Origin of the sequence: Halonotius pteroides (assembly GCF_003605635.1) — an archaeon.
GTDB classification, from domain to species: Archaea; Halobacteriota; Halobacteria; order Halobacteriales; family Haloferacaceae; genus Halonotius; species Halonotius pteroides.
This window is the reverse complement of sequence record NZ_QMDW01000018.1, coordinates 31,556-47,639: the sequence shown is the minus strand read 5'-3', so window position 1 is coordinate 47,639 and position 16,084 is coordinate 31,556. Positions and strand designations below refer to the sequence as shown.

Sequence of the window (16,084 nt, the reverse complement as noted above, 5' to 3'; positions counted from 1 at the left end):
TACCGATTTAGCCTCCACTATCGGAGACAGTGAACTTCTCAATGTGATCGACTGAGTATCTCTACAGTTTCGACGATGGCTTTGACGGTGTTTCGGGTATCACTCGTCTCACGACAGCTGATAATTCATATGAATAACGACCGCTGTTGTTTAATATCAATAAATCACTTCATACATAATTCAAAATTACAAGTGTTCATTGAGTCCAGCATCATCTAATAACTTGTTTTCATCTTGGGTTGCAATCCAAGTCAAGAAGCCTTTATCAACAGAACTCAGCCTTCGATTATTGCTATCGTAATCTAGAATAAATGGTTTTATTCCGATATTTGCCTGTAGAGATGAAACTGAAGTAATTGACTGGGTTAGATTTCCTGGGTTGAGATCTGTACCTTCTGGATGCTCACTTTCTATCATTTCTCGAATATCAGAGTAATGTACACCTCGTTCTAATTCCTCTGGAGTCGATTTAATGACGGGATATAACAACCACATATACATATCATACTGTGTTTCTTGAAACCCTCCGGCAAAATCTCTAAGAAAACGTTCATATCTAGCACTATTTTTGTCAACTACTTCTGTTATGATTTCAATAACATCTGTATCATCCGCCACTACCTTCTTATCTTTTTGTGTTGTTTCAATCTCCTCTTTTTCGAGAGCTTTTTGACAAGTTTTTTGCACAATAGAAACACTTTCATGGCAATTTTCAGCAAGTTTTCGTCTGAAATCTGTATCAAATTCTATATTGAGGTGTTCTTCACCTCTTTCAACGACTTCAATTAAATTTTTATCTTCCCATTTATCAGCATTTACTGAATTCACTCTGTCTCGTAGATCACCATTCAAAGAAATCAGTCGATTTTCTTCAAGCCAAACACCAACAATAATAAAAACTAGATCTGAATTTTCGTGAATGGCTTTCAATGCTACAGAAAAGTCTTCTTGAGTTTCTTCACTCATGTAGTGAAAATCTTCCAAAATAATGTACTTGTCGAAGTTTATGTTGTCTAATGCACGGATGACGTCATTAACATCACTAGGATCAAGTTCCAATTTTTCTCTGACTTTTTGTTCACTTTTTTCAACTCCTGCTTCACCACCTCCACCGAGAAAACCGCTTTTCAACTTGGCTATTATTTTGAACCTCCCAGTTATTGTCTTTGTTTCAGACCTTTCAATTTTATAACCTGCTTTTTTCAAAATAGCACCCATTAACTGTTCTAGATCCCATTTATTACTACAATGGACTTCTATTCGATCCTCTTCGGGAATACAATGCTTCCTCAGACATGTTTTTCCTTGTTTTGAACTCCCATATATTACTGTGTGTTTATCCCTATCTAGCATGTCAAGAAGTCTGTCATCCACGATTTTACGCTCGACATAATTTAGTGGTAAATCTCTAACAGTCCCAAAAACATCGTTTCGATGATATTGGTCTACCGACATAGTATATTTCTCTTGTGATATTGTTTATATTTTTTCCCGAGATAATGTGGTAATTATAATACTTCTCCGTCAGGTCTCTTTTGCCCCTCGGAATCGTGTACGACGACGCCATCGACATCCTTTGGCTCGTAGTTCTCCCGCACGCTGATGGCTTCCTCTATCTCGCTGACCGCACGCTCCTTGAGCGCGGCGGCCAACTCTTCGGCCTCCTCGCGCGAGATGTCGCGGCCAAGGCCCTCGCACTCGTGGGCCCGAACCATGCCCTCGCCGTCAACGGCTTCGCCCATCGGCTGACTCGTCCCGCCGAGGGCGACGCTGAACGGATACGTTTGACAGATCAGCGGGCGGTCGTCGTGCACCGAACAGCTGCCGGTGCCGTCGTCGCGCTCCTCGTAGAAGGTGCAGTCGCCGCAGGCGTCGGTCTGGAGTGCCCACTCGAAGGTCTCGCCGGACTGATCGCCAGCGTCGCCGTTGAGCCCGTACGGCATCGGCCGCGCCATATCGCGCCAGTCGTAGTCCGTGGCAGCCTCTATATCACGAATCTCGTCGGGAAACACGGTCGCTGTATGCGGTTCGCGGTCGGTGGCGTCGGCATCGTCGGCTGCGTTCTCCTCCCCATCGCCATCGCTGTCGGGGTCATACCCCTTGCAGCAGGCTCCACACCGCGTACACTCGAAGCCGATTGACTCGATGGCGTCGGCAAGGTCATCGATAGCGAGGTCGCGTGCCCGGTCGAGTTCGCTTTCGAGGCTCTCCATCAGTCTGAGGGTTGACTCGCCGCTGAATCGGTCGTGACGAACGCCGAGAGGTCGATCTCGCCGCCGACGGCGTCGGGCGTCTCGTAGGGACGATTGACGACGAGATCGCCGGCGCGCTGTTTCCCGATGCCCGGGATCGCCTCAAGTTCGGTCATGCTCGCGCTGTTGATATCCAGCGGGTACGGCACCGCCGTCACCGACCGGTAGCCGTGATCGACGATGACGGCATCGACGGTCTGGCCGAGCGGTCGCTCCTCGGGGAAGCCGACGAGAAGCGGGTAGGTGCCGAGCTGGCGGCCGAACGTGCGGCCGTCCTCGTGGTATTCGAGATGGACGTCCGGGAGGACGGTGCCGGCGGGGGCAACGCGCTCTAACATCGGCTGGTCGATGGTCTCTCGCACCTCCTGTTTGTATGATTTGAACAGCTCCGTGTGCTCCTCGGCGATGGCCGCGCCGGTGTCGGACATATCGGTGCCCTCGAAGGCCATCACCTGCCGGATGTTGATCCGGCGGAGCATCAGCCCCGCATCGTAAACGCGCTGAAGGAACGCCCGGTTGTGGTCGTACGTCGCGCGGCGTTCCTCCTGCAGGCCGTGCAGCAGATTGATGCCGGGCAGCAGTTTCGGCAGGCGGTTCGCCGCATCGTCGCCGTGGGTCGGTGCGTCGGCGGGGTTTTCGCCGGGTCGCCAGCCGGCCTCCTCGTTGACGATCTTGACCGCCTGAAAACACTCCTCGGCGGTGACGTTGAGGTTGTTGGCCTCTTGGACGACGGGATCGGCGGATTCCAGCCCGAAGGCGGCGGTGTCGCCGGGGGTGTTGTGCTCGGCGATGATGCGAATCCCCTCGCGGCTCTTTTCGGGCCAGTTGACGATCGTGATCGGGTTCATGTTGTCGAGGTGCAGCGTTTCAAGATCGGGCGCAACCTCTCGAATCCCGGTGTAGAGCCGCCGAAGCGCGTCGGGGTTGGGGGCCTCGCCATCGCCGCCGAAGGCGAGGATATCGGCCTGCCGACCGAGTCGGAAGTGTTTGACACCGTAGTTCGAGAGCGTGTCGACCTCGTCGACGACCTCGTCGGCGGTGCGGAAGGCAGGGTTTCCGTACAGCGGTTCCGTACAGAACGAACACCGATAGGCACAGCCCCGAGAGGTTTCCATCTCGCAGATCAGGTAGTCGGGATGGTTCGGATGTTGCTTGACGATGAACGCACCGCCGGGGGCCCAGCGGCTGAGCTCGTCGTTGTCGCGCATCCGGTTGTTGAACCCCTCTAGCCCGCTGTCGACGAGATCGTAGGCGGCCGCCTCAACGTCGCCTTTCGCAACGAAGTCAAAGTCGAGATCCTTGCGTTCGGTCTCGGTCGCCCCGGCGTTCTCGTCGCCGACACCAAACTTGACGGGACCGCCCATCAACGAGGTGCCCTCAGCGACCCACGCGAGTTCTGTGACCTCGTCGGGCTCGGCGGGTGTCCCGCCGACGTAGCTGCCGGGGACAGTCATCCCGCCGACGTAGATCATCAGGTCGGCGTCGGCGACGGCGTTCCAGTTCTGTTTGTCCGCGCGGAGTTCATCGATCGTGTGGTAGGTGATCTGCGATTGTGGGACGCCGGCATCAACGAGCGCGCCGGCGGTAAAGCGCGGATACGTCGAGATATAGGGCGGCACGCCGAAGTGGGCCGGCTCGTCGACGTAGCCGTCGACGATGGTGACCGCAAGGTTCGAGGGCCGAGTCATACCGTGTTGTTTGGCATCAAACGGCTAAAGCCGTGTGATCCGGCCTACGGACGTGTGCCGCTTTCAACAGCGTGTCACGTCATTTAACTTCATGGCAATCCTCCCTACCGGTATGCCCGAAACTGTCGAAGTCGAATGCGGCAACGGGGACTGCGAACTCGATATGTTCGAAGTTCACTACACCTACGACGTGCCTGACGACCACGGCGTCGATGATCTCAGCTGTCCGTGCTGCGCCGACAACGCAAGCCTCTCGGAGATCACGTTATGACAAAGCTCGAAACCTACGGCCGGGAGGCCCTCAACACGGTGCTTGAACGGGTCGGCCGCGGTGTCAGCCAACTGCAGTCACGCAAGCCGCTCTCATATGATCTTCTCGAGACTGACACCGAATATCTCGTCGTCTTCGACGCGCCAGGCGCGACCGCCGAGGATGTTCAGGTGCAGTTCGTCGACGGCGAACTGGAGGTGCGGATCGACCGCTTCCGGGCGTTCCACAAGGGCTTCGAGATGCGGTTCCCCGGCCGCGGGCTGACGCTTTCGGGGACGGCGACGCTGCCCGACGTCGCTAGTGTCACCGGCAGCGAGACAACCCCAGATGCAACGCTGACCCAGGATGGAACCCTCCATGTGACGATCCCGAAAGCTGACGCCGCCCATACCGTTGCCGTCGAAGACGACGAGCAGGCCGGCGATACAGATCACGACGGTACCTCCGGCAACCACACAGACGACGCCTAAGGACGCTCTACGCTGGCAGGGATTGTCGTTATATCGGTTGTTTCTCTCGTTGCACAGGCGCGGCCTACCGCGATAGACGGCACGGTTGAGCCGTCGTGGGGAGTGTTGTCTCAAATAAATCATTTCGATACAGAGTGCTACATACACATACAAAATATCCAGTAGTCGCCGGTTTTCAGCCACGTACAAACGCTAAATTCGCCAATACGCTTTTACATCTCAACAATCAATACACAGTTGAATTGAACTGCCACCACAAGCGATCCGTCTCACACTAGCTATGAAAGACCTCACAGCGTTCCAGCGAGACCTCTTGTACGTCATTGCGAGTCGTGACGATCCATACGGACTTGGGATCAAAGAAGGGATTGAATCGTACTACGACGACGATGTCAACACCGGACGTGTCTACCAGAATCTTGGGAAGTTAGTCGACAGTGGCTACGTCGAAAAGGCCGCCATCGACAAGCGAACCAACTCCTATACGCTTACCTCAACGGCTACGACCGCGATCCATGACCGGCAGATGTGGGAAACCAAGCAGGTGCAACGGATCGATGCCGGCGACCCACCGCCGTCGCCGGAGGCTGAAACCCACTCGTAACTACACCGGGAGGTCGGCGTCGGCATCAACGACGCGGTCGGCTTCCGGCGGGATCTCCCAGTCGGTCGTGAGTTCCAATAGCTGTGCTAACATGCGGCCGGTCGCCCCCCAAACGGTGTACCCCGCCACGTGGAAGAAGTGAATCCGGATCGGCCCGTAGTGGGGGTGATCACGGTGTTCTGACTCGTAGTTTGCGTGATCGATGAGCGCGGCGACCGGTAGGCGAACGATCTCGGCGACCTCATACTCATCAGGGGTGTACTCACGGTTTGGAATCCAACCGACGAAAGGGCGGACGATGTATCGGGTGACCGTTTCGATGTCATCGATTCGGCCGACGACCTCGACCTCGTTTGGCTGAAGGCCGATCTCCTCGTCGGCTTCCCGGAGGGCGGTGGCTTGGAGATCCGCGTCGCCCGGCTCGCGACCCCCGCCCGGAAAGCTCATCTGGCCGGGGTGGTCGCCGAGCTGCTCGGAGCGTTTCGTAAAGAGGATCGCCGGTTCGCCGTCCTGCTCGATGATCGGCGCGACCACCGCGGCCTCCGTTGTGGGGTCGGCGATCGGCGACGGCGTATACCGAGCTACCCCCGTCAGATCCATATGCATTTTTGCACAGCAGTCCTCTTAGTCCTGCGGGAGGGCCGCCGACAGCGACGCTCTGATCGCGTCGGTCTCGACACTGGCCCACGCTTCGAGGTCGTAGCTCACGTCCAGCAGTACCGCGGCGCGGTCGGCGTCATCGGCGGCAACAGCCTCATCGGCTTCGGCTTTGAGCCGCGTTTGTATTTGTTCGGCCAGTCGGTCGCGGTCGACAGCCCGTTTTTCGTAGTCGAGAATATGGGGTAGATCCTCGGCGTTCGGTGGCAACGTCGGAAACGCCGCCGGCCCGACCGTCAGCAACGACTCGTTGTCTGCGTCGCTTGCGGCGGGCTGATACTCGACGAGCACATACTCGCCGGTCGCGGTTTCGATAGCGTCGGTGACGGCCGCGTCGTCAACAGCTGCCCCCCGTTTGAATGCCAACTCGGTGAGGGCCTGAGCGAGCTCCTCGCGCGTTAGCGCGCCAAAGAGGTCGACGACGCCGGCGAGTTCGTCACCTGTCGCGGTCATACCATGCTTGTGTCGCTGCTGACAGTTGAGTCTACCTCACTCGGTGGTCGATCCCTCGGTTGCCGCCGCCAAATCGGCTGCGGCCGCATCGGCGATCGCCTCGGGGCTGATCGGTGCGTTGTTCCACGCTGGCAGGCGGCTATCAGCCCCCGGTTCACGCAGGGCATCGGCGTAGCTATCGATCTGTTCGCGCTCATCGTTGCGCTCGTAGGCCAGATCGTTGTAGGCGGCGTCGACGGCGTACTGTCGGCGCAGCGATTCGGCAGCCGTCCGATAGCGGTCGGGGAGCGTTCCGTAGTCGATGTCGACCCCGTGCTCGTCGACAACCCGGAACAGTGCCTCGCCGACGGCCGCGCTCATCTCAGAGAGGCCGGTCGGGCCGCCGACCGCGCGGTGGTCGTGCTCGTAGGCCCCAAGATCGACCTGCGCGCTGCCGTCGACGCCAGCGTGAGCGAACGCCTCCCCGAGTGTGCCGACCTCAAGGCCCCATGATCGCTGAACCCGCATCGTAGCGATGAGGTCGCCTGTGGCGGCAAACTCGCCGGCCAACGCGTACCGGAACGCATCGAGATACCGCAGGATCTCGGCACCAGGGGTCTCGTCGGCTAACGCTCGGACAAGTGGCGTGTAAAATAGCCGGAACAGCCGGCCGTAGAGCTGTCCGTTCTCGACGCGGGCGTAGTAGCCTTTCGAGAACTGATGGCCGTGTTCCAGCGGGAACAACAGCCGCGGGACGTATGAGCGGTTATACGTCTTCGTGTCGGCATCATGACAGACGACGTAGTCGGCATCGAGCACCTGTCCAAGCGCGAGCCACACGTCCCGGCCTTTGCCCGCCGAGCCGTTGAGCCCGTTGTCGGCAAGCAGGTCGGCAAGCGTTGGGCCGTTACACCACAACACTTCCAGTGGGAGGTCGAAGCCGGCGAGCCAGTCCCGAAACGGGCCGACCTTCTCGGCGGGGGCACGCAACGGGACGACGACGCGTTTGGGAGCGACGGCCTCCAGTTCGGACAGGACACCCTCGGCGGCGAGGCCGGCGTACTCCCGTTCGGTCATCGGGACGACAACCGCGGCGCGATCGGTCGGCGCGGCCGGTGTCGTCTCCCGGAGGTGGTGGAGCGTTGTAATCCGTTCTTGGACGTACTCCATTGGCAACGTGTTGTGGCCGTGCAGATATAGACCCCGCGGTCGGTGTTGTGTCGACAGCACGCTCTCACCGCGGCCTCAGCCTACCACCGAACCTCGAAGCCATCGATGCCCTCGGGTGTTTCCATCGTGACATCGACGCTGTCGACCTCGGCGGCACGGCTGCCGGTTTCACACCACTCACACATCGCCCCAACGCGTTCTTGATCGCCCTCGAAGACGGCTTCGACGCGGCCGTCATCGAGGTTTTTCACCCAGCCGTCGACGCCGCGCTCACGGGCGGCATCGCGGGTGCTGGCGCGGTAGTAGACGCCCTGGACGCGACCACTGACGAACACGTTGGCTCGGACACGGTCGGAGTCGGACATACCGTTCGTTTTTGCTGGGATGCTGATAAATACTCAGTTCGTGGTCGACCCGGCTGTCCGCGACGACACCTGCCGGTCAGGGATCGACCCGATCAAGCCACTGGATCGGCTCGGCCAACTCGGCGTCCGTCGGGAGGTGTTCCGGGCGTTCCCAGACAACGCTGGCGGCTTCCAGCCCGCGGGCGTCGGCAACGGTTTCGAAAAAGCGCGCGCCGCGTTCGTACTGATCGCGTTTGAGGCCCAGCCCGAGCAGCCGGCTCATCAGCTGTTTTAGCGGCCCGCCGGAGCCACGGCGAGCGTCGAGTTTGGCGCGCAGATCGGCGTACTCCTCGTCGAAGGCGCGATCCATCAGCAACTCGGCGTAGCCCTCGACGGCGGTCATCGCGGCGGTCAACTCCTCGAAGGTTGCCTGATCGAGATCGCCAGCCGAGATCGCGGTGACGCTGTCCTGCATCCGGGTTTCGAGATACTCCGGCAGCCACGGCGCGGCACCGAACTCCGCGGCGTGGGCGACCTCGTGGAACGCGATCCACCGACGGAAGCGTGGGTAGTCCACATCGAGTTCGTCGGCGACCCGACGGATGTTTGGGCGGACGAAGTACAGCGCGTGGCCGCCGTCGGCGAGCAATAGTGGGTCGTACTGCCCGAGGACATTCCGGCTCAGAAAGCCGAGTGTGACCGCCATCGTCCCGGTGTTGATCGTGCGTGAGACCCCCGGCAGCACCGTCGTCGACGGCTCCAAGGGGTCGACGACCCGCCGGAAGGTTTCGATGTTGGCGTCGATCCAGTGGTGGCGATGCTGGATCTCGATTGTTTCCGGAAGGTCGAAATCGACGCCACCGGCCGCACGCAACCGGTCGCGGGCGTCCCGCACGTCAGCCCGAAAGCCGGCCTGCTCCTCGGACGAGAGCGTGAGATCGCCGGCCGGCGTCGACGCCTTGGCCGCCTCGGCGACGCTTCCCCAGTCGATAACCTCGCCGCCGTCAGCGTCGGCGACCGCTTGGGCGCTGCGAAAGAGATTCATACTTCTGCTGGGGTGGCGGCGAGTAAAGTCCTTGTGCGTCCACCAACCGCCGCGTGGGGGCCCTAACCGTGACGTTGATACGCCTGCTGCCGCTGCAAAATAGCATGCAGGAGTCCCACCGGGAGTTTCTTGAATCGCTGCTGACGACGGCCAGCCCCTCGGGGTTCGAAACCGACGGCCAACGCGTCTGGGTTGATTACGTCGAGGAGTTTGCCGACGAGGTCACGACCGATGACTACGGCAACGCGGTCGCCGTCCACGAGGGGAGCGGCGAGGGCCCCGAGGTCGCCTTCAGCGGCCACGCCGACGAGATCGGCTTCATGGTTCGGGATATCGACGACAACGGGTTCATCCGGATGAGCCGGATCGGTGGCTCCGACCGGACGGTCTCGCAGGGCCAACATGTCACGATCCACACCGGCGAGGGTTCGGTACAGGGCGTTGTCGGCCAGACGGCGATCCATCTCCGGGACACTGGGGGGGAGGAGTACCCGGATATCGCCGAGCAGTTCATCGATATCGGCGCGACCGACGGCGACGAGGCCGCCGAACTGGTCGAGGTTGGCGATCCGATCACGTTCTCCAGTGAGCTGTATGAGCTCCAGGGCAGCCGACTCACGGCCCGTGGGATGGACAACCGGATCGGGACGTGGAGTGCGGCCGAAGGGCTGCGCCGGGCGGTCGAAGCCGATGTCGACCCAACGGTGTATGCGGTTAGCACGGTTCAGGAGGAACTCGGCATCAAGGGAGCCCAGATGGTCGGCTTCGATCTCGATCCTGACGCCGCCATTGCTGTCGACGTGACACATGCGACCGACAATCCCGATGTGCCGGGCGACAAGCAGGGCCCCGTCGAGTTGGGCGAGGGGCCGGTCGTCTCCCGTGGCAGCGCGAATCATCCGCGCGTCGTCGACCTCGCTCGCTCAGCCGCCGACGCCGACGATATTGAGATCCAGCTCCAAGCTACCGGCACCCGCACCGGTACCGACGCCGACGGCTTCTATACGAGCCGTGGCGGCATCCCGTCGCTCAACATCGGGCTGCCGAACCGGTATATGCACACCCCGGTCGAGGTGATCGACACCAAGGATCTGGATGCGGTCGCTGCGCTTCTCGGCGCGATCGCGACGCGGGCCGACGAGATTGACTCCTTTGCAGTCGATATCTAACCGTGGTCACTCGGCGACAATCTCGATCAACACGCCGCCGGTCGACGACGGGTGGAGAAACGCGACCTCGTGGCCCCACGCGCCAGGGCGTGGTTCGTCGTCGATGCGGTCGATGCCCTGCTCGGCGGCCCGGGTGAGGGCGGCCTCGATGTCGGCGGTGCTGAGCGCAAGATGGTGGATCCCGGGGCCGTGGCTGTCGAGATAGTGGGCGATCGGCCCGTCATCGTGTGGTTCTAAGAGCTCAAAATAGCCCGAACCGAGGTCGAGAAAGTTGACCGCCATCCCGTCGAAGCGCTCCTCGTGGACGATCGGCGCGTCAAACAGCGCGGCGTAACGGTCGGCGACGGCGGCAGCGTCGTTGGTGGCGATTCCGGCGTGATGAAAGTTCATGCCGAGCGTTGCGACGATAGCGGCATAAAATCGGGCGGTCGATGTGGTGCCAGCACGCCGTCGACCCGGCGCGTTACGCGCTGACGAGCGCGCGATCGAAGGCGATTCTGACGGTTGTCCCCCCGCTGTCTGGGGTTTCGATCGAGAGGTCAGCTCCGTAGCGGTCGGTGATCCACCGCACCAACCAGAGACCAAGCCCGCTGCCATGGTGGAGTGGCGTGATATCCTGATCGCCGGTGACAACCTCGCGTTCGGTCGCCGGAATCCCTGGCCCGTTGTCGTCGATGAGCAACTCGGCGGTGACATCGTCGACGACATGAGCGGTGACCGTCACCGCTGGTGTTGCGGCTGTATTGTGCCGAATCGCGTTGTCGATGAGGCTTTCAACGAGTATTCGGAGGCTGGCGTCGGCTGCAACAAGCAAGGCTGTCGGGCAGTCGGTCGTGATGGCGGCAGCCGGGAACTCCTTGTTGCAAGCTGTGACGACCCGATCGATGATGGCCGTGATATCGGTTGGTTCCAGCGTCGGCGACTCTCCGAGGACACGTTGGACGGTTTTGGCCTCCTCGCTGAGGCGGGCCAGCCCGTTTGCGGTCTCGCGGATCGTTCTTGCGGCCGTCTGTATCTCCTTGTTGTCGGCCAGCGTGGTGATCTCCTCGGCTTTGCCGACGATCACGTTCACGTCGTTGCGAAGATTATGTCTGAGGACGCGCTGAAGCACATCGAGATGGCGTTCCCGGCGGAGTTCCGCCGTCACGTCGGTGTAGACCGCAAAGGCGTGGCCCTGATCGATTGTGACGCTCCGATAGACGAACTGCCGGCGACCGTTGGCGGTCACCCGTTCGACGACCGCGGCATTTGACTCGCCGGCGGCCGTCTGCTCGTCGAACTGTTCGGCTTCCTCGCGGCGATCAGTTGGGACGATGAGGTCGTTGAGCGAGCTGCCGCCCAGTGACTCAGTTCCATCACCGAAGGTGTCGACAAACGTCGCGTTCGCCTGAACGATCATCGGGTCGCCGTCAACGAGTTCGAACTCGACGACAGCCTCGTTGAGTTCGTTGAACAGTCGTTCGAAGCGATTCGTGCTCTCGGTGCGTGGATAGGTGGTCACTGTGTCCCTCCTCTCATCGTCATCACCCCGGCAACGTATCGGCTGATCGAACTCAATGTATACTTTCAATCGATATGTAATAAAACACGACCAAGCGTTGTATAATCGCTACAAACGTCTTGCTTTTCGGAAAACGACCGTCCGTTACTGCACAGAGATTCGCATACAGCGGTCGTCGTCTATGTTTGTGGGGTTGGTGGCTCACACAGGGTGCCAACCGTGGCTGAAATCGATTGGTGCCATCAGACGCCGGGCTGGTACTCGCCGAACTCATCGCGAAACACATCGCAGATCTCCTCGACGGTTGCGTAGGCTTTCACCGCCTCGATCACCGGCGGCAACACGTTGTCGCCGCCAGCGGCCGCCGTAGCCACCGCATCGAGTGCCTCGTCGACGGCGTCGTCGTCGCGGTCGGCCTTGATCGCCGCCAGTTGGTCGATCTGTCGCTGTTCGTCTTCCTCGTCGACGGAGTCGAGATCCATTTCGGGATCGTCGTCGACCTCGAACTCGTTGACGCCGACGATGATCCGCTCGCCCGCCTCGATCTCCTGTTGGCGCTCGAAGGCGACATCCTGGATCTCCTGTTGGATGTATCCCGCATCCACCGCGCGCAACATCCCGCCGCGGTCGTCGATGTCGTCGATGATCTCGCGGGCCTCGGCTTCGACCGCATCGGTCAGCGACTCGACGTAGTAGCTGCCGGCCAGCGGGTCGATCGTGTCGGCGACGCCGGACTCGTGGGCGAGGATCTGTTGGGTTCGGAGCGCTGTCCGCACCGACTGCTCGGTCGGCAGTGAGAGTGCTTCGTCCTTGCCGTTGGTGTGCAAACTTTGTGTACCGCCGAGCACCGCCGCGAGTGCTTGGTAGCCGACACGAACGACATTGTTCTCGATCTGTTGGGCCGTCAGCGTCGAGCCGCCGGTCTGGGTGTGGAACTTCAGCTGTTTGGATTTTGGACTCTCCGCCCCGAATCGCTCGTCCATAATCCGTGCCCAGAGGCGGCGAGCGGCGCGGAATTTCGCTACTTCCTCGAAGATGTTATTGTGGGCGTTGAAAAAGAAGGAGAGCTGTGGGGCGAACTCGTCGACGTCCTGCCCGGCGTCGATGGCGGCCTCGACGTACTCGATCCCGTTGGCGAGCGTGAAAGCGATTTCTTGGGCCGCAGTCGACCCCGCCTCCCGAATGTGGTACCCCGAAATCGAGATCGTGTTGAAATTCGGGATTTCGTCAGCGGCGAACCCAAAGGTATCCGTGATCAGCCGCATCGAGGGCTCCGGTGGGTAGATGAAAAGATTGCGGGCGATATACTCCTTCATGATGTCGTTTTGAATCGTCCCGCGCAGTTCCGCGCGGTCGACGCCCTGCTTGTCGCCGACGGCGATATACATCGCCAACAGCACGACTGCGGGGGCGTTGATCGTCATGCTCGTCGAGACCTCGTCGAGTGGAATCCCCTCAAAAACGGTCTCGAAATCCGCGAGCGTGTCGATGGCGACGCCGGCTTTGCCGACCTCACCGGCAGCCATCGACGCGTCGGAATCGTAGCCCATCTGCGTCGGGAGGTCGAACGCCATCGAGAGGCCGGAGGAGCCCTGATCGATCAGATAGTTGAACCGCTCGTTGGTCTCGCTGGCGGTGCCCATCCCGGCGTACTGCCGCATCGTCCATAGCCGCCCGCGGTGCATCGTTGAGTAAACGCCTCGCGTGTAGGGCTCTTCGCCCGGAAAGCCGATATCGTCCTCGTAATCGAGATCAGCGATATCATCGGGTGTATAGAGCCGTTTGACGCGCTGGCCACCGGTGTCGGTGGTGAACGTCTCTTCGCGCTCGCCGAAGCGATCCAGCGTCGGGCCGGCCGTCTCGGCCTCCCAGTCGGCTTTCGCCTCACGGATCGCTTCGAGATCCTCATCGTCGAACATGGCTGTGGCCGACGGGCGGCACCGGCAAAAGCGTGACTCCGCCGGTGTCGTGTTCAGATACACCAGAGCAACTGAAACCATCTCGAAAGCCCACCCGACTGCGGCCGGTTGACCCACCGACGCGGAGGGACTGAAAGGGGCCGACGGCTTTCGAGGTAGTCTCGACCCAATCGACCGTATCTGAACGGTATCCTGCCCACGGTCGGTATGGCTTCGCCATGCTTTTGCTGCCGCCACAAGAAAGATGAGGCATGTTTGGAGGCGGCGGTATGAACCCGCGGAAGATGCAGCAGATGATGGAACAGATGGGGATCGACGTAACCGAGATCGACGCCGAGTCGGTCACGATCACGACGAGCGACGGCGAGCAGCTCGTCTTTGAGGCCCCAGAAATCACCCGAATGGACGCCCAGGGCACCCAGACCTACCAGATCGTCGGCGAACCCAACCGACAGGAGGCGTCCGGCGCGGCCGGTGCCGTCGAAGGCGGCGACACGGACGACAGCGACGCCGGCGACGCTGACGACGAGATCCCTGAATCCGATATCAAGCTTGTCGCCTCTCAGACCGGCGTCTCACCGGGCGAGGCCCGGGAGGCACTCGAAGCCGAGGACGGCGAACCCGCCGCAGCGATCAGCCGACTGGAGTGATCCTCCTCGTTCACGGCGACCGGGAGTACCTCCGGGAACCGGGCGATGAGCTTCACACCGACCTCGGCGTCGTCGACATCCCTATCGACGTCGACTCCGGTGACACGCTTGAGACGCATCTCGGCGAGGAATTCCGTGCCCGTGAACTCCGCGGGCCAGACCTGTTTAATCATCTTGAACGCACGGGCGCGCCGATGATGCCACGAGATATCGGTCTCGTGATCGGCCATACGGGCGCGGCCGCCGGCGACCGCGTGCTCGATGCTGGCACAGGAACGGGGATTCTCGCGGCGTATCTCGGCCGCCTCGGTGCCGACGTGACGACCTACGAGCGCGACGCCGACTTCGCCGAGGTTGCCCGCGACAACATGGCTGTCGCCGGCGTCGCCGACACCGTTGACGTGCGAACCGGTGACCTTACCGAAGAGACCGACGCGCTTGCCGGGGCCGAGCCGTTCGATCTGCTGACGCTCGATACTGAGGACGCCCCCGAGGTCGTTGCTAGCGCGGGTGAGTTGCTCGCTGCCGGCGGCTATCTCGCCGTTTACTCGCCGTTTGTTGAGAACTCCCGAGCAACGGTTGCGGCCGCGGAGGCGGCTGGGCTCTCCGATATCGAAACCATCGAGACGATCCAGCGGGAGCTTACCGTTGACGACCGCGGCACCCGTCCATCGACTGCGGGCGTCGGCCACACGGGCTATCTGACGTTCGCTCGGCGGTAATCGCCGGAAGCACTATTATGTTGCCAGTCATGCATTGAGGTACAATGGCATCAACTGATGCGCAGATCGAAGAGACGCAAACGTGGCCAGAACTGGCGATCGGACTCTACGAGCGACTGACAGGCCGTGGTGCCGAGATCGCGTATGAGTTCGAGGAGATGTACATCGATGTGCCTGACAAGGTCGGTGAGGACGCCAGCCACGCCCGCTGGCGGCTCGACGGAACGTTAACCATCCGAACGAGCGAGAACGACGAGTAACGAGTGTGACCGACGCCGAGTCCGGATCGGCCCCGCAGCAACTCGTCGTGGGGGCGGATCTGACCCTCCAATCCGACCGCACAGACGTGTCGATCACAACCGCCGACGGCACGCTCGTCGTCGATATCGACAGTCTCGGCGGGCTGTTCGCACTGTATGACCTCCAGCAGAGCGTCACCGCAACAGCCGGCTACTGGCTGCCCGAAACGGACGCGCTCCCTGATGAGACGCCGCTGGTGTTCAACTCGCCGGCCGTCATCCGGGTTCGTGGGCGTGCGGTCGCTCACTACGTTCCGGACGGCACCGACAGCCTGCTGGCTCGTGTGTCGTCGCTGTCGATGATACAGCTTTCTCCGCGAGGCGTGTTCGGTGCGGTTGCCGCCGAAGTGGGTTCCCGCCTTCGCGGCTGGCTCGGCGCGTAACCGACGCCGTCCCGCGGTATCCCGTTTTTGAAAAACTCGTCACCGCCAGCCGCCTGTGTTGTAGTATTGTGAAAATAGCCCAAAACAGTTTTACGTCGATAGGCTTTATGTAATCGTGATGAGTTCACAAACTGACGTCGCGCCAGCCGAACCGATCCACCTGACCGACGCCGACGAGTACGCCGATATCGTCTCGCGGTATGATGCCGTTCTCGTCGATTTCTATGCTGACTGGTGTGGCCCGTGTCAGATGATGGAGCCAACAATCGAGGCCCTCGCCGAGGACACCGCGGCGGCGGTACTCAAAGTTGATGTCGACCAGTTCCAAGGAGTAGCGAGCCAACACGACGTACAGGGCATTCCAACGCTGTTGGTCTATGCTGGCGGCGAACAGGCCGAGCGCATGGTCGGTGCCCAGACCGGCGACACGCTCGAAACCACTATCACCGGCTACACGGCCTAACCGCCGTGGGGGTGAGCTGTCTCGGCCGCGACGGTTTTCCGTCCC

At 60.6% G+C, this 16,084-nt stretch carries 20 protein-coding genes; 9 read left to right on the top strand and 11 right to left on the bottom strand.

The genetic code is table 11. From position 1 onward, the window contains the following. Positions 1-186: 186 nt before the first annotated feature. Genes DP106_RS11575 through DP106_RS11565 form a run of 3 tightly spaced genes read right to left on the bottom strand, consistent with a single transcriptional unit; the run spans position 187 to position 3,940 of the window. Positions 187-1,455 carry a hypothetical protein gene (locus DP106_RS11575; protein ID WP_120085459.1) on the bottom strand — a complete coding sequence of 423 codons (1,269 nt, stop codon included), beginning with the start codon at positions 1,453-1,455 and terminating at the stop codon, positions 187-189. A gap of 53 nt (positions 1,456-1,508) precedes the next feature. Continuing rightward, positions 1,509-2,213: a YkgJ family cysteine cluster protein gene (locus DP106_RS11570; RefSeq protein ID WP_120085457.1), complete on the bottom strand. Its 705-nt coding sequence runs from the start codon at positions 2,211-2,213 to the stop codon at positions 1,509-1,511. After that, positions 2,213-3,940, bottom strand: coding sequence for a radical SAM protein (locus DP106_RS11565; RefSeq protein WP_120085455.1), 1,728 nt, complete (start codon positions 3,938-3,940; stop codon positions 2,213-2,215). Before DP106_RS11565 ends, DP106_RS11570 begins: the two co-directional genes overlap by 1 nt. A 112-nt stretch (positions 3,941-4,052) precedes the next feature. Between DP106_RS11565 and DP106_RS15895 the strand changes: the two genes are divergently transcribed. The 3 genes from DP106_RS15895 (at position 4,053) to DP106_RS11555 (ending at position 5,285) form a co-directional block, all read left to right on the top strand. Next, positions 4,053-4,211, top strand: coding sequence for a DUF7559 family protein (locus tag DP106_RS15895; protein ID WP_165857880.1), 159 nt, complete (start codon positions 4,053-4,055; stop codon positions 4,209-4,211). Beyond that, positions 4,208-4,681 carry an Hsp20/alpha crystallin family protein gene (locus tag DP106_RS11560; RefSeq protein ID WP_120085453.1) on the top strand — a complete coding sequence of 158 codons (474 nt, stop codon included), beginning with the start codon at positions 4,208-4,210 and terminating at the stop codon, positions 4,679-4,681. Before DP106_RS15895 ends, DP106_RS11560 begins: the two co-directional genes overlap by 4 nt. A gap of 280 nt (positions 4,682-4,961) precedes the next feature. Beyond that, entirely contained in the window at positions 4,962-5,285 is a 324-nt protein-coding gene (locus DP106_RS11555) for a PadR family transcriptional regulator (protein WP_120085451.1), read from the top strand. On the opposite strand, the gene DP106_RS11550 is transcribed toward DP106_RS11555, so the two are convergent. From DP106_RS11550 to DP106_RS11530, 5 genes are all read right to left on the bottom strand, one after another. Continuing rightward, entirely contained in the window at positions 5,286-5,885 is a 600-nt protein-coding gene (locus tag DP106_RS11550; RefSeq protein WP_120085450.1) for an NUDIX hydrolase, read from the bottom strand. Positions 5,886-5,909: 24 nt separating this feature from the next. Then, positions 5,910-6,395 (bottom strand): DUF7109 family protein, encoded by a 486-nt coding sequence (locus DP106_RS11545; RefSeq protein WP_120085448.1) that lies wholly within the window; start codon positions 6,393-6,395, stop codon positions 5,910-5,912. A gap of 36 nt (positions 6,396-6,431) precedes the next feature. Next, positions 6,432-7,544 (bottom strand): glycosyltransferase family protein, encoded by a 1,113-nt coding sequence (locus DP106_RS11540; protein WP_120085446.1) that lies wholly within the window; start codon positions 7,542-7,544, stop codon positions 6,432-6,434. 80 nt (positions 7,545-7,624) lie between these two features. Further along, a complete protein-coding gene (locus DP106_RS11535) occupies positions 7,625-7,909 on the bottom strand; it encodes an acylphosphatase (protein ID WP_120085444.1) in 285 nt (94 codons plus the stop codon). Between the two features lie 76 nt (positions 7,910-7,985). Further along, positions 7,986-8,933 carry a zinc-dependent metalloprotease gene (locus DP106_RS11530; protein WP_120085442.1) on the bottom strand — a complete coding sequence of 316 codons (948 nt, stop codon included), beginning with the start codon at positions 8,931-8,933 and terminating at the stop codon, positions 7,986-7,988. Positions 8,934-9,037: 104 nt separating this feature from the next. Here DP106_RS11530 and DP106_RS11525 point away from each other — a divergent pair, with 104 nt between their 5' ends. After that, a complete protein-coding gene (locus DP106_RS11525) occupies positions 9,038-10,102 on the top strand; it encodes a M42 family metallopeptidase (protein ID WP_120085440.1) in 1,065 nt (354 codons plus the stop codon). A 6-nt stretch (positions 10,103-10,108) separates the two neighbouring features. On the opposite strand, the gene mce is transcribed toward DP106_RS11525, so the two are convergent. From mce to DP106_RS11510, 3 genes are all read right to left on the bottom strand, one after another. Next, entirely contained in the window at positions 10,109-10,492 is a 384-nt protein-coding gene (gene mce / locus DP106_RS11520; RefSeq protein ID WP_120085438.1) for a methylmalonyl-CoA epimerase, read from the bottom strand. 73 nt (positions 10,493-10,565) lie between these two features. After that, on the bottom strand, positions 10,566-11,603 hold the full coding sequence (locus DP106_RS11515; protein ID WP_133305136.1) for a PAS domain-containing sensor histidine kinase: 1,038 nt from the start codon (positions 11,601-11,603) through the stop codon (positions 10,566-10,568). Positions 11,604-11,845: 242 nt separating this feature from the next. After that, complete coding sequence (locus DP106_RS11510; RefSeq protein ID WP_120085434.1) at positions 11,846-13,522, bottom strand: acyl-CoA mutase large subunit family protein; 1,677 nt, start codon at positions 13,520-13,522, stop codon at positions 11,846-11,848. Positions 13,523-13,773: 251 nt separating this feature from the next. On the opposite strand from DP106_RS11510, the gene DP106_RS11505 reads away from it, so the two are divergent. From DP106_RS11505 to DP106_RS11485, 5 genes are all read left to right on the top strand, one after another. Continuing rightward, positions 13,774-14,172: a nascent polypeptide-associated complex protein gene (locus DP106_RS11505; RefSeq protein WP_120085432.1), complete on the top strand. Its 399-nt coding sequence runs from the start codon at positions 13,774-13,776 to the stop codon at positions 14,170-14,172. Beyond that, positions 14,169-14,894, top strand: a complete 726-nt coding sequence (locus DP106_RS11500; protein WP_120085430.1) for a methyltransferase domain-containing protein — start codon at positions 14,169-14,171, stop codon at positions 14,892-14,894. Before DP106_RS11505 ends, DP106_RS11500 begins: the two co-directional genes overlap by 4 nt. Before the next feature lie 44 nt (positions 14,895-14,938). Continuing rightward, entirely contained in the window at positions 14,939-15,154 is a 216-nt protein-coding gene (locus DP106_RS11495; protein WP_120085429.1) for a hypothetical protein, read from the top strand. A gap of 5 nt (positions 15,155-15,159) precedes the next feature. Continuing rightward, the gene (locus DP106_RS11490; RefSeq protein WP_120085427.1) at positions 15,160-15,576 is read left to right on the top strand and encodes a hypothetical protein; all 417 of its coding nucleotides are present in this window, start codon (positions 15,160-15,162) and stop codon (positions 15,574-15,576) included. Positions 15,577-15,694: 118 nt separating this feature from the next. Next, positions 15,695-16,039 (top strand): thioredoxin family protein, encoded by a 345-nt coding sequence (locus DP106_RS11485; protein ID WP_120085426.1) that lies wholly within the window; start codon positions 15,695-15,697, stop codon positions 16,037-16,039. The last annotated feature ends 45 nt before the right edge of the window (positions 16,040-16,084 follow it).

What these genes read in the sequence shown, in the direction of transcription:
- DP106_RS11505 (WP_120085432.1), top strand. Translation starts at nt 13,774, where the DNA reads ATGTTTGGAGGCGGCGGTATGAACCCGCGGAAGATGCAGCAGATGATG.
- DP106_RS11565 (WP_120085455.1), bottom strand. Translation starts at nt 3,940, where the DNA reads ATGACTCGGCCCTCGAACCTTGCGGTCACCATCGTCGACGGCTACGTC.
- DP106_RS11525 (WP_120085440.1), top strand. Translation starts at nt 9,038, where the DNA reads ATGCAGGAGTCCCACCGGGAGTTTCTTGAATCGCTGCTGACGACGGCC.
- DP106_RS11550 (WP_120085450.1), bottom strand. Translation starts at nt 5,885, where the DNA reads ATGGATCTGACGGGGGTAGCTCGGTATACGCCGTCGCCGATCGCCGAC.
- DP106_RS11545 (WP_120085448.1), bottom strand. Translation starts at nt 6,395, where the DNA reads ATGACCGCGACAGGTGACGAACTCGCCGGCGTCGTCGACCTCTTTGGC.
- DP106_RS11570 (WP_120085457.1), bottom strand. Translation starts at nt 2,213, where the DNA reads ATGGAGAGCCTCGAAAGCGAACTCGACCGGGCACGCGACCTCGCTATC.
- DP106_RS15895 (WP_165857880.1), top strand. Translation starts at nt 4,053, where the DNA reads ATGCCCGAAACTGTCGAAGTCGAATGCGGCAACGGGGACTGCGAACTC.
- DP106_RS11575 (WP_120085459.1), bottom strand. Translation starts at nt 1,455, where the DNA reads ATGTCGGTAGACCAATATCATCGAAACGATGTTTTTGGGACTGTTAGA.
- DP106_RS11495 (WP_120085429.1), top strand. Translation starts at nt 14,939, where the DNA reads ATGGCATCAACTGATGCGCAGATCGAAGAGACGCAAACGTGGCCAGAA.
- DP106_RS11535 (WP_120085444.1), bottom strand. Translation starts at nt 7,909, where the DNA reads ATGTCCGACTCCGACCGTGTCCGAGCCAACGTGTTCGTCAGTGGTCGC.
- DP106_RS11555 (WP_120085451.1), top strand. Translation starts at nt 4,962, where the DNA reads ATGAAAGACCTCACAGCGTTCCAGCGAGACCTCTTGTACGTCATTGCG.
- DP106_RS11510 (WP_120085434.1), bottom strand. Translation starts at nt 13,522, where the DNA reads ATGTTCGACGATGAGGATCTCGAAGCGATCCGTGAGGCGAAAGCCGAC.
- DP106_RS11540 (WP_120085446.1), bottom strand. Translation starts at nt 7,544, where the DNA reads ATGGAGTACGTCCAAGAACGGATTACAACGCTCCACCACCTCCGGGAG.
- DP106_RS11530 (WP_120085442.1), bottom strand. Translation starts at nt 8,933, where the DNA reads ATGAATCTCTTTCGCAGCGCCCAAGCGGTCGCCGACGCTGACGGCGGC.
- mce (WP_120085438.1), bottom strand. Translation starts at nt 10,492, where the DNA reads ATGAACTTTCATCACGCCGGAATCGCCACCAACGACGCTGCCGCCGTC.
- DP106_RS11560 (WP_120085453.1), top strand. Translation starts at nt 4,208, where the DNA reads ATGACAAAGCTCGAAACCTACGGCCGGGAGGCCCTCAACACGGTGCTT.
- DP106_RS11485 (WP_120085426.1), top strand. Translation starts at nt 15,695, where the DNA reads ATGAGTTCACAAACTGACGTCGCGCCAGCCGAACCGATCCACCTGACC.